This window comes from Neobacillus sp. Fa239 (assembly GCF_055395235.1).
This window is the reverse complement of sequence record NZ_AP041611.1, coordinates 1,652,508-1,667,090: the sequence shown is the minus strand read 5'-3', so window position 1 is coordinate 1,667,090 and position 14,583 is coordinate 1,652,508. Positions and strand designations below refer to the sequence as shown.

General features: G+C 39.3%; 11 protein-coding genes. 5 read left to right on the top strand and 6 right to left on the bottom strand.

The genetic code is table 11. From position 1 onward, the window contains the following. Nucleotides 1-83 precede the first annotated feature (83 nt). The gene (locus ACZ5XR_RS07935) at nucleotides 84-623 is read left to right on the top strand and encodes a protein kinase family protein (RefSeq protein ID WP_464501119.1); all 540 of its coding nucleotides are present in this window, start codon (nucleotides 84-86) and stop codon (nucleotides 621-623) included. A 179-nt stretch (nucleotides 624-802) separates the two neighbouring features. Here ACZ5XR_RS07935 and ACZ5XR_RS07930 read toward each other — a convergent pair whose 3' ends face one another. The 3 genes from ACZ5XR_RS07930 to ACZ5XR_RS07920 all read right to left on the bottom strand — a co-directional run bounded on the left by ACZ5XR_RS07930 (nucleotide 803) and on the right by ACZ5XR_RS07920 (nucleotide 4,391). Next, nucleotides 803-1,978: a GNAT family N-acetyltransferase gene (locus ACZ5XR_RS07930; RefSeq protein WP_464501118.1), complete on the bottom strand. Its 1,176-nt coding sequence runs from the start codon at nucleotides 1,976-1,978 to the stop codon at nucleotides 803-805. Between the two features lie 220 nt (nucleotides 1,979-2,198). Further along, on the bottom strand, nucleotides 2,199-3,116 hold the full coding sequence (locus ACZ5XR_RS07925) for a response regulator (protein ID WP_464501117.1): 918 nt from the start codon (nucleotides 3,114-3,116) through the stop codon (nucleotides 2,199-2,201). A 36-nt stretch (nucleotides 3,117-3,152) separates the two neighbouring features. Then, nucleotides 3,153-4,391, bottom strand: a complete 1,239-nt coding sequence (locus ACZ5XR_RS07920) for an ATP-binding protein (RefSeq protein WP_464501116.1) — start codon at nucleotides 4,389-4,391, stop codon at nucleotides 3,153-3,155. A 207-nt stretch (nucleotides 4,392-4,598) separates the two neighbouring features. Between ACZ5XR_RS07920 and ACZ5XR_RS07915 the strand changes: the two genes are divergently transcribed. The 4 genes from ACZ5XR_RS07915 to ACZ5XR_RS07900 all read left to right on the top strand — a co-directional run bounded on the left by ACZ5XR_RS07915 (nucleotide 4,599) and on the right by ACZ5XR_RS07900 (nucleotide 10,917). Continuing rightward, entirely contained in the window at nucleotides 4,599-5,846 is a 1,248-nt protein-coding gene (locus ACZ5XR_RS07915) for a cation:dicarboxylate symporter family transporter (RefSeq protein ID WP_464501115.1), read from the top strand. Nucleotides 5,847-6,177: 331 nt separating this feature from the next. After that, entirely contained in the window at nucleotides 6,178-9,057 is a 2,880-nt protein-coding gene (locus ACZ5XR_RS07910; RefSeq protein WP_464501114.1) for a 2-oxoglutarate dehydrogenase E1 component, read from the top strand. 52 nt (nucleotides 9,058-9,109) lie between these two features. After that, a complete protein-coding gene (odhB, locus tag ACZ5XR_RS07905) occupies nucleotides 9,110-10,360 on the top strand; it encodes a 2-oxoglutarate dehydrogenase complex dihydrolipoyllysine-residue succinyltransferase (RefSeq protein ID WP_464501113.1) in 1,251 nt (416 codons plus the stop codon). Nucleotides 10,361-10,407: 47 nt separating this feature from the next. Then, the gene (locus tag ACZ5XR_RS07900; protein ID WP_464501112.1) at nucleotides 10,408-10,917 is read left to right on the top strand and encodes an acyl-CoA thioesterase; all 510 of its coding nucleotides are present in this window, start codon (nucleotides 10,408-10,410) and stop codon (nucleotides 10,915-10,917) included. Between the two features lie 325 nt (nucleotides 10,918-11,242). Here ACZ5XR_RS07900 and ACZ5XR_RS07895 read toward each other — a convergent pair whose 3' ends face one another. From ACZ5XR_RS07895 to kamA, 3 genes are all read right to left on the bottom strand, one after another. Continuing rightward, entirely contained in the window at nucleotides 11,243-12,742 is a 1,500-nt protein-coding gene (locus ACZ5XR_RS07895) for an amino acid permease (protein WP_464501111.1), read from the bottom strand. 137 nt (nucleotides 12,743-12,879) lie between these two features. Beyond that, complete coding sequence (locus ACZ5XR_RS07890) at nucleotides 12,880-13,158, bottom strand: YokU family protein (protein WP_464502259.1); 279 nt, start codon at nucleotides 13,156-13,158, stop codon at nucleotides 12,880-12,882. 2 nt (nucleotides 13,159-13,160) lie between these two features. Further along, the gene (gene kamA, locus ACZ5XR_RS07885) at nucleotides 13,161-14,570 is read right to left on the bottom strand and encodes a lysine 2,3-aminomutase (RefSeq protein WP_464501110.1); all 1,410 of its coding nucleotides are present in this window, start codon (nucleotides 14,568-14,570) and stop codon (nucleotides 13,161-13,163) included. Nucleotides 14,571-14,583: the final 13 nt, after the last annotated feature.

The following is a 14,583-nucleotide window of genomic DNA, read 5'->3' as shown; positions in this document are numbered from 1 at the left end:
TCCTATTAAACACTTAATCGTCTTTTTTCAGGAAAATGTATCATGCATGCCAAACTAATTTGATATAGGAGGTGTCGAATATTATGGCTAAAAGTGAAAGATTAAAATCTAATAAAAACATCTTATCTAGTAATGATCTACAAACTATTGATTCATGGATAAAAAATATGAATAAAAGGTTCTATTGGGATAATAATCATCGGATTAGTGTAGCTAAGAAAAGTTTAAAGTTAAATTACGATATCATTGGAAATGGTTTTTTTAGGATAGTTTATGATTTGGGGAATGGATACGTACTTAAAGTCGCTGTTTCAAGTTCTGGGATTCAAAGTAATAAAACTGAATATGAAATATATAACAAGTGTTCTCCGAATATAAGAAACAGCTTGTGCCCAGTCATACAGTATGGTTATGGTTGGATCATAATGAAGAAGATGACGAAAATCCCTAAAATTACAAAAAATATGATACTACAACTGAAGGACAAATTCCTAGCTAATGGAATTATACCGGATGATTTAAAGAGGGACAATTTAGCCTTATCTAATGAAGATACAATCATTGTAATTGATTATGGACTTTTTGCTATGAAAGGGGAACAACATTTCTTTTTCCCATTTTGAGAAACCCTCGTTTATCCTCTTACTCTTCTTTGAAGCAACTCCTTTCTCCCATTCCTCAATCTTATGCAACCAATCGTATTAAAGTCGGGGAAAATCCTTGTTTAAAAAAGTGCCTGTCACAACCCGAATAATGTCGATGAATTCGACAAATAGTGGGTTGAGACAGGCACTTATTTCAATCAAAAGAAATCAAAGAATGATGATTTCATAGACGGGACCATTTTTTCGAAAAGTTCAATCTCATTTTTATTCCCTTTTAAGTACCCCATTTCAAAAAGATCCATTGGCCTTTTGTAACCAAATAGAATGGCGGAAAGAGAATTAATCGTTAATCGAATCCCTTTTTTAGGAGGATGAACGCACTGTCCTCCCATTTTTTCTTTAAACACTTTCATTTCTCCGTTACCTAGTAAATAGCTCCCATTATTCCAAGGTGCATGTGAATCTTCAAGATGCAAGAAGAGTGGTGGATGTTCTTGAATAAACGGAAATCTTCGTAAGCATTCTTCCGCATCCACAATCCTTGCCAAAAAATAGGGAGTCAACTCGGTTTTCACATTGGGCTGCGGCAAAAAATAAGGGAAAGGATCCTGACTTGCCAGATTGAGAGTCACAGTTTCAACCATGGAGTCATGCTGGCAAATAAAATTCCATAGCCCTATTCTCGCATGATGGTCAAGTGCAACCAACTCCTCCACTTTCATTTTTTTATCCTTTACTTGATAAAGAATATAGCCCTTTGCATCGTTCTCAGAATGATAATAGACAGCAACTTGCGAATCTTCACTATATACCTTTTCTTTCCACCATTTTGTGTCCCGCTTTAGCATCCCTGAATGTCGAGTGCAGAATTGCATGTAAAGGTTTTCTATGACCTCATTGTGCGTCTCCTTAGAATATCTCCTGACAAAACCAGGCTGCGCTTCCAGGAACTTCAAATTGATTTTTTCAATCGTTAATTTTTTCTGTTCATTTAATATTTCCCAACCGAATTTTCGATAAAAAGAGATATCAAACGGGTATAAAAGCGATACAATCTGATTATTATTTCTCATGTGTTTTAAAGCATCGGTGATGAGAGCATTTACGTAACCGTTTCGTCTGTACTCTGGATAGGTAGCAACACCAGCGATTCCACCCATTGACCATTCGGCATCATTCATAAAAATGGTAAGTGGAATAATATGCAGTTGGGCAGCTAAAATATCCTCATCCCATATTCCTAAAATTTTATGATTTTTCATACTTTCTTTTCTGGCCTGTAAGTCAGCGTCCTCAAGCTTATATTGAAACGCATACATTGACAGTTTCATTGATTCTAAGTAGTCATTCTCCGTGATTTCTCTAACTTGCATTTTAGAACAACCCCTTTGTAACTCAATCTCATAAATTCTATGATTTAAATGATAAATTAATATGTAGGACTGTGTGGGAATTGAACCCACTAGACCTGGCAAGCAGGTCTCATGCAATTTTAAAAACTTCAGGAGTTCATTAAGAATTATTGCTAATTGCTAGATTATGATGAACCCTAACTAAATCAATTTTGAATTAAAAATTCCAAATGGACAAAGGTCACACCCTAACCATAATCTCCATGTGAATAGATTGAAGAAATTTTTTGATGTCGATACGGGTAGTGGTGGTGTGGTTTTTACCTTCCAGTTCGAGCATTTTCATTCTTACCTGGGTGTAGTCGAACAATTTGGATGAATAGTGTTCAAATGTTGGATTGCCAAAATCGGTTAAGCCGAGTGAGGCAAGATGCTCGAGCACTTGTTGGAGGATGCGTCGGATCCGTTGTTCCACTGCTTTCCCTTCTTTTCTTATTTCCTCCGAAGAGGCTGCCGCACCGAGACGCTTCTTGGCTGCAAGCTCATACAGCTCCTTCAAAGGCGGGAGCTCCCGATTTCCTTCCATGTCCCATTGATGAATAATTTCCAGCAGATCCAGCAAATCTTTTTCACCGTTTTTACCAACAATCCCAAGTTCTAGAAGGATACTTTTGGCAGTGGAGATAAACGAATGTTGTTTTTTCGAGTGAGTTTGCTCAAATTGCCTGTTAGTTGTATTGTGGGATGTTAAAACGCTTAACGATTTTTGAATCGTATGGAGTGATTTTTCCAGTAATAGATAATCACTTACCTTCTTAATGACACTAACCACTTCGAGCCGGTTAATCGGCTTTGTAATATAATGCTCGACACCGAGAGAATACGCTTCACTAATCATATCCTTCGTTTCAACTTGAGAAATCATAATGATTTTTCCCCGAAAGAAGGGAGCAATTTCTCTGACTGTCTCAATCCCGTCCCTGATGGGCATAAGCAGATCGATCATCAAGATATCCACTTCCCGTACAGCTAGGGTTTGAGCATCAACTTCAGCTCCATCGGCAGCTTCCCCAACAATGGCCCCCAATCCTTCTTCTTCAATTATATTTGACAGCATCCCTCGAATGTTGGCTGTATCATCAACAATAAAAAAATTCACCGTCATCCCCCCTTTTTCTAAAAATAGTGTAGTAAGCTAAACGGGCCCATCCGCTTTTCTGATTAAATTTTCGATGGGAAGATGTATCTCAAAGTTTGTTCCATTTGCTGCAGGTGACTCGACCAGGTTGATTTTTCCTTGAAGATTTTCAACGACATTTTTTGTGTAGGATAAACCAATACCATTTGAAGCAATTCCGGCTTGGTCAAATTTCGTGGTAAAACCTGGGTCAAAAATATATTTTTTGTTTTTCTCAGAAATCCCCTTCCCATTATCCATAATCCTTATGTTAACTTCGTCCTCAACCCTTGCCACGGTTAAGGAGACCTGCCCCTCCTGTTCGATGGCTTCAACAGCATTGGCCACAAGATTATTAAGCAGCGAAAGGAGGACAAAGGGTTGGTACTCCGGATGCTCTCCAAAAACATGTACTTCGAAATCAATCGTTTTTCCAAGCAGCTCACCATAATGTTGATTTGAAATGGTGACAACCGAAATGATCTCGCGAATGTTCATAAAGTCAAACTTTTCCTTATTCATTAATTTGGACAAACCGGCATAGATCCGTTGATTATCTTTTTTAATTTCGTGTAATTCCCCGGCTATCTTCAGCATCTCCTGCGCATGATTGTGATTGTTTAATGTTTTTAAATCACGATAAATGGCATAGCAGGCGCTCGTTAACTTCTCCGCATTTTCAGCTGATTTTTTCAATTGAAACATTTCTACATATAAATTTGAGACGATCAGTAAAACCTCTTCGGTCCGCTTCCGTTGCTGCTCTTCCGCCAACCTTGTCTCGCGCACTAAGATCGTATTAAAGAAACCGAGCACAAAGAAACTGCGGATGATTGCTACCCCAACAATAATCAAGAAATCTGAGGCTGTCAATTTCATATCGGTTGTAAAATGGCGAATGGTCATTTCCGTAAAATTGCCCATAATTTCAAGCACCATTCCAAGCAGACCAATGAATAATGGCCGGTGGTACTGTTTTTTCACCTTAAAAATATGAAAAAACAGGCCAAAGATCATGTAATAAAAAAATGTTTGAAAATGGTTTTGGAAATCAAATGTGCCAACTTCAAGCTTGTCCAGAATGATTCGAAAAAAAACGACTGCCATTCCCGTCAAAAAGCCGGCTAAGACGGGATGGATTTTACGTGACCATAACAAAATGAAGAAAAATACAGGTGTACTCAAGCTTATTCTAAAGTCAGTACTGTTTAAAGGATAAAACTTTAATTCACCGGTAATCGGTACAGCAATCAGCATAAATAAATAGGCAACTAATTTATCGCGAATAGGATTACCTCCTGCCCATCAAAAAAATAATAATATGAATTGTAAAAATATTTTAAATGATTTTTGTAGTTTTCTGTAGTTTATTGTAGTCCGACTATTATGATATAAACTGTAATCGTTTACAACATATATTCTACTACAATAGTATCAAAAAGCTTATTGATGGGAGAGAAGCGAATGAAAAAAATTAGTTTAGCTTGGCAAATTTTTATTGGCCTTATTCTTGGGATTATTGTAGGAGCTTGTTTTTACGGAAATCCACATATAGAAGAGATTTTGCAGCCGATTGGAACCGTCTTTTTAAGATTAATTAAAATGATTGTCGTGCCAATTGTAATCTCTTGCCTTGTCGTTGGTGTGGCAGGTGCCGGTGATATGAAATCAGTAGGCAAGCTTGGCGGTAAAACACTTCTTTATTTTGAAATCATTACAACAATCGCCATCGTTGTCGGCTTGTTAGTTGCAAATATTTTTCATCCAGGTACAGGCGTTGACCGTTCACAGCTCGTTAAATCGGACATGAGTTCCTATGTAACGACCGAAAAAACAACAGATTCACACTCCAAAATTGATACATTTGTGAATATCGTTCCGACCAATGTCGTTCAAGCGTTTGCAAATGGTGATATGCTGGCCATTATTTTCTTCTCTGTTATGTTTGGACTAGGCGTTGCAGCAATCGGAGAAAAAGGCAAGCCCATTATCGAGTTTTTTAGGGGTACAGCTGATGCGATGTTCTATGTTACCAACCAGATTATGAAGGTTGCACCATTTGGGGTATTTGCCTTAATTGGGGTTACGGTTTCGCAATTCGGATTAGCTTCATTAATTCCTCTTGGGAAATTGGTGATCACTGTTTATGGTGCCATGATCTTCTTTATCATTGTGATTCTCGGCATTGTTGCGAAAATTGCCGGTTATAACATTTTTAAGCTATTAGCCTACCTGAAAGACGAATTAATTCTGGGTTATTCCACAGCGAGCTCTGAAACAGTCCTTCCAAAAATTATGGAAAAAATGGAGCGGATTGGCTGTCCAAAAGGAATTACTTCTTTTGTCATTCCTACCGGCTATTCTTTTAATCTTGACGGCTCTACCTTGTATCAGGCAATCGCGGCTTTGTTTATTGCGCAAATGTATGGGATTCATTTAAGTATTGGCCACCAAATAACATTAGTCCTTATTTTAATGATCACTTCCAAAGGAATTGCAGGCGTACCTGGAGTTTCCATTGTCGTCCTACTTTCAACGTTAGGAAGTGTCGGAATTCCAGTAGAAGGTTTGGCCTTAATACTAGGCGTTGACAGACTGCTTGACATGGCCCGTACTTGTGTCAACATCGTCGGCAACTCACTAGCTGCTATTGTCATTTCAAAATGGGAAGGTCACAAAGTAGAGAGACACCACGAAGAAAAAGCCGCATAGAGACGGTTTTTATAGAGCATATAAAAAGCACGATCAGCCGGAATAAGCTGGTTGTGCTTTTTTGATTATTTAAAATCTGTTAATAAATTAAAGATACGGTATGTATCAACAGAAATTTGTCAATCAGAGCTTAACTGTTGATTAAATCTTTGGATTTTGAAGGACCACAATTATTACTTTTTTTTCCATATAAAATTTTCTTATAACTAAGCATTATTTTTTGCGATTTTAATTATTCCTGCAATTGCATTATTCTTATCCATAACGAATCTACACTTTTTAGATAAAAACACTACACAAAAAAAGAAATACAATCATGGAGGTATTGAGGATGGGGAAACTGAAGAGCCAAAAAAATCCTTGGGAGAATTTTATTGGACCAAACCTTGGCTATGTGCTGGAACAATATGAAAAGTACTTGAGTGGCAATGATCAAATTGATTCAGGTTTAAAAGAGCTTTTTACTGGATGGGAATCACCTCTTTCTTTTGAAATAAACGATATGGAAGAACCTTTTCATGCTATTCCAACGAATATGCAAAATTTAGAAAAAGTGATTAAAACAAGAGAATTGTTGGGGGAATTGCGCTCCTACGGCCACTTATCAGCTAAGATTAATCCTTTAGATGACAATGAAAAAAATCATGACATGCTGAATCTAAATAAGTTTGGATTAACTCAGGATGATTTAAAAGCCATCCCTGCTAGTGCAGTTTGGGAGGAGGCTCCAACTGAAGTCCAAACTGCATGGGATGCTTTTAGTCATTTAAAAGTAAAGTATACCTCTTCTTTGGCCTATGAATTTGATCATGTTCAACATGCTGAAGAACGAAAATGGTTACGTCAGATGGTAGAAAAGGAATTTCTTCATTGTGAGCTTACAAACACAGAACGAAAAAATCTGTTAACACGATTGACAGAGGTTGAATGTTTTGAACAATTTTTACATAAAACCTTTGTTGGTCAAAAAAGATTCTCCATTGAAGGAGTCGACATGCTTGTTCCGATACTTGATCAGCTAGTCCGCGAAGGTTCGAGAGATGGTGTACACAATATCGTGATTGGAATGGCACATCGCGGGCGCTTAAGTGTATTGGCGCATGTTTTGGAAAAGCCCTACAACAAGATTTTCTCTGAGTTTCAACATTCTTCTACTAAACAGCAGGGCAAGCCCTCCGAACTTTTAGAATTAAGTGAAGGCTGGACAGGAGATGTGAAATATCATTTAGGCTACGATCGATTCATAGCAAGCTCCGGGACAGTTCGTACACGTGTAACACTGGCAAACAACCCCAGTCATCTGGAATTTGTAGACCCGGTGGTTGAAGGCTTTACAAGAGCGGCCCAGGAATCACGGACAAAACCTGGTTTTCCTAAAAGAAATCATTTGAAAGCGCTCGCTGTCTTAGTTCACGGCGATGCGGCATTTCCTGGCCAAGGCATTGTCTCCGAAACTTTGAATTTAGGGAGATTAAAAGGATACCAAACTGGGGGGACGATCCATATTATTACAAATAATATGGTCGGTTTTACAACAGACAGCCATGATTCCCGTTCTACGAGATATGCGAGTGACTTGGCAAAAGGATACGAAATCCCGATTGTGCATGTGAATGCAGATGATCCAGAAGCCTGCCTGCAAGCTATCAACTTTGCCTATCAATACCGAATCCGTTTCCAAAAAGACTTTTTAATAGACTTAGTAGGTTATAGGCGTTTTGGACATAATGAAATGGATGATCCTGCTGTCACTCAGCCTAATATGTACAAAAAAGTGGCCAAGCATCAAACGGTCAGAGCTCTATATGCTGAATCATTGCAAAAAAGAGATATTCTTAGTCAAATTGATATTGAACAAATCAATCGTTGTATACAAGAGATATTACAAGCAGAGTATGACAAAGTCTCAGAGAAAAAGGAAGTTCCAGCCGACAATTTAGAGGTGCCGGCGGTAATTGCCAACGGTATTCCACCAATGGACACGTGTGTATCTCTAAACACACTTCGGGAATTAAACACCGAATTACTTAAATGGCCAAAAGATTTTCATGTTTATCCAAAATTAAAGCGTATTCTTGAGCGCCGGAAAAACGCATTGGAAGAGACCGGAAAAGTTGAATGGGCGCTAGCTGAGAGTTTAGCATTTGCATCAATATTAAAAGATGGCACACCGATCCGTCTAACTGGACAGGATTCCGAGCGTGGAACGTTTGCTCACCGTCACATTGTACTTCATGATACAGAAACAAATGAAACCTTTTCACCTTTGCAAAGTCTTCCGGAAGCCCGTGCTTCGTTTGCTGTTTATAATAGTCCGCTTTCAGAAGCAGCGGTAGTTGGCTTCGAATATGGATATAATGTTTTTGCTCCTGAAACACTTGTGATATGGGAAGCGCAATATGGAGACTTTGCCAATACCGCTCAGGCATTATTTGATCAATTTATTTCAGCTGGAAGAGCTAAATGGGGGCAAAAATCCGGTCTTGTACTCCTTCTGCCCCACGGTTATGAAGGACAAGGACCGGAACATTCAAGTGCCCGTCCGGAACGCTTTTTACAATTGGCAGCTGAAAACAATTGGACGGTGGCAAACTTAACAAGTGCTGCTCAATATTTTCATATACTGCGTAGGCAAGCAGCGGCTCTTGGAACGGAGTATATACGACCATTAGTCATTATGACGCCAAAAAGCCTATTACGTCATCCGCTGACATCGTGCACAAGTACAGATCTTACCGAGGGGTATTTCCATACAGTGCTTGAACAGGAACACCTTAGAAAAGAAGATAGTAAGGTAAAACGTTTAGTGTTAACAACAGGTAAAATGGCGATTGATATCGCAGCAGTAGAGTCAACGAAAGAATATTCAAATTCGAATGAAGTACATGTGATTCGCATTGAACAATTATACCCATTTCCAAAGGAAAAAGTGGAAGTGATTGTACAACGGTATCCGAATTTGGAGGAGATTGTTTGGGTGCAAGAAGAGCCAAAGAATATGGGAGCATGGCATTTTGTCTTCCCTATTCTATCTGATCTTGCTTCTGGAAAAGTAACAGTTTCCTATATTGGTCGTCCGGACCGTTCCAGTCCTGCGGGAGGTGACCCGACTGTTCATAGGGAAGAACAAGAACAAATTATTCAACAAGCTTTAAATATGAATCAATTAATAAATAAAGAAAAATATGAGAGAGTTTTAGTGCATAGCTAAACTGGGAATCTAATAACTACATTTTTTTAAAGACTTAGGAGGATATAGATAAATGATTGAACTTAAGGTACCGGAACTAGCAGAATCGATTTCAGAAGGGACCATTTTGCAATGGCTCGTAAATGTTGGCGATAAAGTAACCAAAGGTGAAGGAATCGTTGAACTTGAAACAGATAAGGTTAATTTAGAAGTTGGAGCTGAATCAACTGGTATATTGACAAAGGTTTTAAAGGAACCAGGTGATACGGTCGAAGTAGGAGAAGTAATCGCAATATTAGAAGATAATGAGACAGTGGCTGCTGCTACATCCTCTTCATCAATTCAAGAAGGAAAAGCTCCAGAAGTAGAAAAACCGTCTAACCAGCCTGACATCGAGTTAAACCAGCAAAAAACAGAACGCACGATTGCTTCACCGGCAGCAAGGAAACTAGCAAGAGAATTAGGAATTGATTTACGACAAGTAGTCAGCAGCGACCCATTTGGAAGAATCAGACCGCATGACGTAACAGCACATACTCAGACACCTGCGATAAAGGATCAGTCTAAAATGGAGAAAACTAGTTCAAGTCCGGCCCCCATTCAGCAACAATCGGAGCCCGATAAGCTTGTTGAACGAGTGAAGATGTCCAGGCGCCGGCAAACGATCGCAAAACGGCTTGTGGAAGTACAACAAACAGCTGCAATGCTGACTACGTTTAATGAAGTTGATATGACAGCCATTATGAACTTACGGAAAAAGCGGAAAGATGTGTTTTTTGAAAAACATGAGGTTCGTCTCGGTTTTATGTCATTTTTTACAAAGGCCGTGGTAGCAGCCTTAAAGCAATTTCCACTATTAAATGCAGAAATTCAAGATGATGAGGTTCTTGTTAAAAAGTTTTATGATATCGGAATTGCGGTTGCGGCTCCCGGGGGGTTAGTGGTACCGGTGGTGCGCGATGCAAATCAGAAGAGTTTTGCTGAGATTGAAAGAGAAATAAGCGACCTTGGCAAAAAAGCACGTGACAATGCGCTTACATTGAAGGAGCTCCAAGGAGGCACATTTACGATTACAAACGGCGGAGTTTTTGGTTCTTTAATGTCTACACCAATCCTAAATGGCCCTCAAGTAGGTATACTAGGTATGCATAAAATTCAGACAAGACCAGTCGCTATAGATGAAGAAAGAATGGAAAACAGACCAATGATGTATATTGCCTTGTCGTATGATCATCGAATTGTTGACGGAAAAGAAGCTGTAAGTTTTCTAACTTTAGTAAAAGAGCTTTTAGAGGACCCTGAAACCTTATTATTAGAGGGTTAAATAACATTTTCAAAATGGTTCAATTTCGGTTTATAGGAGATGTGGATATGGAAGTAAAATATTGTAAAGAATCACGAGTAATACGTACAAGTCGTGTATTCCCAAATGATGTAAATAATCATAATACATTATTTGGCGGTCGGTTAATGAGTGATGTGGATCAAGTGGCATCTATTTCGGCAGCCCGACATAGCCGCAGGGAATGTGTAACGGCTTCAACCGATTCAGTTGACTTCTTATGTCCTATTCATACATCAGATTCGGTTTGTTTTGAATCCTATGTGACATGGACAGGTACTTCATCCATGGAGGTTTTTGTAAAGATTATTGCTGAAGATTTAAAAAGTGGTGAACGTAGAATTGCAGCAACTGCTCTATTAACGTTTGTGGCACTTGATCAGCATAAACGTCCAGCACATGTTCCGCAGGTCATTCCTGAGACAGAAGAAGAGAAAAAATTACATGAAACCGCACCAGAGCGAGCAAGAATGCGTAAGGAAAGAAAACAAAAAAGCAAACAACTAGCAGCTTTCTTAACAACAAATTATAGCCTTTGATAACTTTAATAATGTTATAAACGTTTGTCAGTCAGTCTGTACAAAAATAAAGGGTCATCCAATTGATTGGGTAGTTACCTGAAGATGGAGCCAATAACTCCGTTTGTCTTTTAAACAACCTCAGCATTCTGTTCTCAACAGGGCTGAGGTTGTTTAATTATCGGCCAAATGTCCCCCAAAATAGCGGAAAAACACCACATTTACTTCCATGTAAACAACATAAAAAAACCTCTACCCTTGGATAGAAGTTTTTTATTCAAAAACCACCTAAAATAAATTTAGGCATATATTATGTTTGCGAGATGGAACGAATAACATACTTCTATTAAGACTCCATCTCTTCAAAAGAACACTCTTGCAATGGAACGACTTTCGTTTTATGAACAATCTTATACCCAATCCATACTGCCAAAAAGATCGGTAACCCAATATAGGAAACAGCTACTCCATACCAATCAATCTTACCATTCAAAAAAGCTTGATAATTTTGGCCCAAGATCACAATCACACACATCGTAAAAGCGAGAATCGGACCGAGGGGATACCATTTTGCTTTAAATGTTAATTCATTCAACTCCCTGCCTTGGGCTGTGAATGCTTTCCTAAAACGGTAATGGCTGACTGCAATTCCAAGCCAGGCGATAAATCCAGTTAAACCTGAAGCATTTAATAACCATGTATATACTTGGTCTCCAAAAATCGATGTTAAAAAGGCGAAGCCTCCTATAATGGTTGTTAAGATAAGCGCATTCATTGGAATCCCGCGATTATTTAGTTTTCGTAAAAATTGAGGCGCCTGTCCGTCTTTTGCCATTGACCAAAGCATACGGGTCGATGCATATAAACCGGAATTCCCCGCGGATAAAACCGATGTCAATATGACGGCATTCATTACCGATGCGGCAAATGCAATGCCCACTTGCTTAAATACAAGGGTAAAAGGGCTGACCGCAATGGCGTCAACGTCCCCGCCTAAAAGATTGGGGCTTGTATAAGGAATAATAAGGCCAATCACTGCAATGGCAACGATATAGAAAAGGAGAATACGCCAAAATACTTGTCGAATTGCCTTTGGTACGTTTTTCTCAGGCTCTTCACTTTCTCCTGCAGCAATCCCCACGAGTTCGGTTCCTTGGAAGGAAAAACCGGCAATGAAAAAGATCCCTAAAATCGACATAACGCCCCCATGAATCGGAGCATCACCTATTGTAAAATTTTTAAAGCCAATAAAATGTCCACCCAAAATACCGAAAATAGTCAACAGACCTACTCCAATAAAAACAATGATTGTCACAACTTTTATCAAGGAAAACCAATACTCGGATTCTCCGTAACTTTTAACCGACAATGCATTCAATAAAAAGATGACCGCTAAAAACAATCCACTCCAAACGATGCTCGGTACATCCGGGAACCAAAACTTCATGATAATAGCAGATGCAACAATTTCAACTGCAAGTGTCACAGCCCAGTTGAACCAATAATTCCACCCGAGCGCAAAACCAAATGCCGGGTCGACAAAACGGCTGGCATACGTTGCAAAGGAGCCCGAAACAGGCATTAAGGTCGCCATTTCTCCAAGACTAGTCATTAAGAAGTAGACCATGATGCCGATTGCTCCATATGCGATTAGCGCCCCGCCAGGTCCAGCGGTTTGGATCGACGCCCCTGTCGCTAAAAATAACCCAGTTCCAATTGAACCGCCAATGGCAATCATCGTCATGTGCCGTGCCTTTAGATTTCGTTTTATATGAACCTGCCCATCTTTAACATTCTGATATTTCTGATTATTATGGTCATGATTATGGCTTTTGGTCGCTTCCATGTCATTTCTCCCTTCACTTTGAACGATAAATCATGCTTTTTTAAAGGACAATTTATCCCTACTACGTTTCGATAGGGATAAATTGTCCTTAAGATTCAATTCTTCTTACTAGTAAAAAGCGGGAGACAGCTCACTATTTATTTTGAAAAATCAAAGTAGTTTCGCTTCAATAAGCGTGGAGCGGCCATAAGTGTTTCATACATCATACTTTTTTCAAGCATAGAGGTATCAATTAAATAGAGTTGATCCTCAATTTCTTTCACTGTACGATCAGTTTGATAGTTCATTCCGCATTCCAAGCAATGAATGGTTGGCGTGTTGTGAATTTCGATCACTTTCGTTCCATCTGGAAGCTCCCAATACACGGTGTTACTCGTTTCACTTGTTGAGTTAGACTCGCACCATTGACAAACCACCATTATTCCTCCCCTGCTCCCACCGTTACATACTTAGTCATTTGCGCTTGGAACTTTTTCTCTTTTAATTCATCCCGCTTTTCACGTTTATCCTTTAAAGAACTATGTTCAGGATTTTCCTTATACGTTTTCCGGCGGTCCAGACGCTTTAATCCTTCAGGTGTTAGGTTAAATTTCGTATCGTCAATAATGGACAGAACTCCATTACTTTCAAACTTTTCAAACACTTCAGGATAGACCGTTTTAAAATAATCCTCCGCACTTCCTGGCAGATAGTTTTGCGGTTCAGGATAAGAGGTGATGACACCCTCAAAGTTACGTAAAACAACCTTATTTGCACTTTGAGAAATAATATAGTTCGGCTGCAATGGAATTTTACCGCCTCCACCCGGCGCATCCACAATAAACGTTGGAACGGCATAACCGGATGTATGACCGCGAAGTCCTTCCATGATTTCCAAGCCTTTGCTGATCGGTGCACGGAAATGGCCGATGCCTTCTGATAAATCGCATTGGTAAATATAATACGGACGAACGCGGATTTTCACAAGATCATGCATGAGTTGTTTCATGATCGGTACACTGTCGTTTATGCCTGCTAAAATAACCGCCTGGTTACCAAGTGGTACCCCCGCATTTGCCAGCATTTCACAAGCTCGTTTCGATTCTTCGGTAATTTCAATCGACGTATTAAAATGTGTATTCAACCAAACTGGATGGTACTTTTTCAAGATATTGCAAAGATTTTCTGTAATGCGCTGCGGGAACACGACTGGTGCTCTTGTACCAATACGAATAATTTCCACATGGGGAATCTCCCGTAAATTCTTTAAAATATATTCTAAAATATTGTCATTAATCAGGAGTCCGTCTCCTCCGGAAATGAGCACATCGCGAATTTGCGGGTTGGATGCGATGTAATGGATCGCTGTGTCTAATTGTTTCTTAGGCACTCCCATTCCGATTTGTCCGGAGAAACGTCTTCGTGTACAGTAACGGCAGTACATCGAGCATTGGTTGGTTACTAGGAACAACACGCGATCCGGATAGCGATGGGTTAACCCAGGTACCGGAGAATCTTCATCCTCATGAAGAGGATCTTCTAAATCATATTTTGTTTTATGAAGTTCCTCAGAAATCGGAACAGACTGCATACGGACCGGACATCTTGGATCATCCTGATCCATAAGTGAAGCATAATACGGTGTGATGTTTAATGGGATGGTTTTCGTTGAGATTTTTACCCCGTTTTCTTCATCTGGTGTTAAGTTCACTACTTTCTTTAAGTCATCTAAATTTTTGATGGTATTCGTCAGCTGCCACACCCAATCGTTCCACTGCTCATCTGTTACATCCTTCCATAGCTCGATCTCTTTCCAATGTCTTTTCGGTGTGAATAAAGTGTTTCTCATCCTTAACCCCTCC

Excerpts from the sequence above, each read along its gene's own strand:
- ACZ5XR_RS07935 (WP_464501119.1), top strand. The coding sequence starts at position 84 with ATGGCTAAAAGTGAAAGATTAAAATCTAATAAAAACATCTTATCTAGT.
- ACZ5XR_RS07930 (WP_464501118.1), bottom strand. The coding sequence starts at position 1,978 with ATGCAAGTTAGAGAAATCACGGAGAATGACTACTTAGAATCAATGAAA.
- ACZ5XR_RS07920 (WP_464501116.1), bottom strand. The coding sequence starts at position 4,391 with ATGCTGATTGCTGTACCGATTACCGGTGAATTAAAGTTTTATCCTTTA.
- ACZ5XR_RS07915 (WP_464501115.1), top strand. The coding sequence starts at position 4,599 with ATGAAAAAAATTAGTTTAGCTTGGCAAATTTTTATTGGCCTTATTCTT.
- ACZ5XR_RS07910 (WP_464501114.1), top strand. The coding sequence starts at position 6,178 with ATGGGGAAACTGAAGAGCCAAAAAAATCCTTGGGAGAATTTTATTGGA.
- odhB (WP_464501113.1), top strand. The coding sequence starts at position 9,110 with ATGATTGAACTTAAGGTACCGGAACTAGCAGAATCGATTTCAGAAGGG.
- ACZ5XR_RS07900 (WP_464501112.1), top strand. The coding sequence starts at position 10,408 with ATGGAAGTAAAATATTGTAAAGAATCACGAGTAATACGTACAAGTCGT.
- ACZ5XR_RS07895 (WP_464501111.1), bottom strand. The coding sequence starts at position 12,742 with ATGGAAGCGACCAAAAGCCATAATCATGACCATAATAATCAGAAATAT.
- kamA (WP_464501110.1), bottom strand. The coding sequence starts at position 14,570 with ATGAGAAACACTTTATTCACACCGAAAAGACATTGGAAAGAGATCGAG.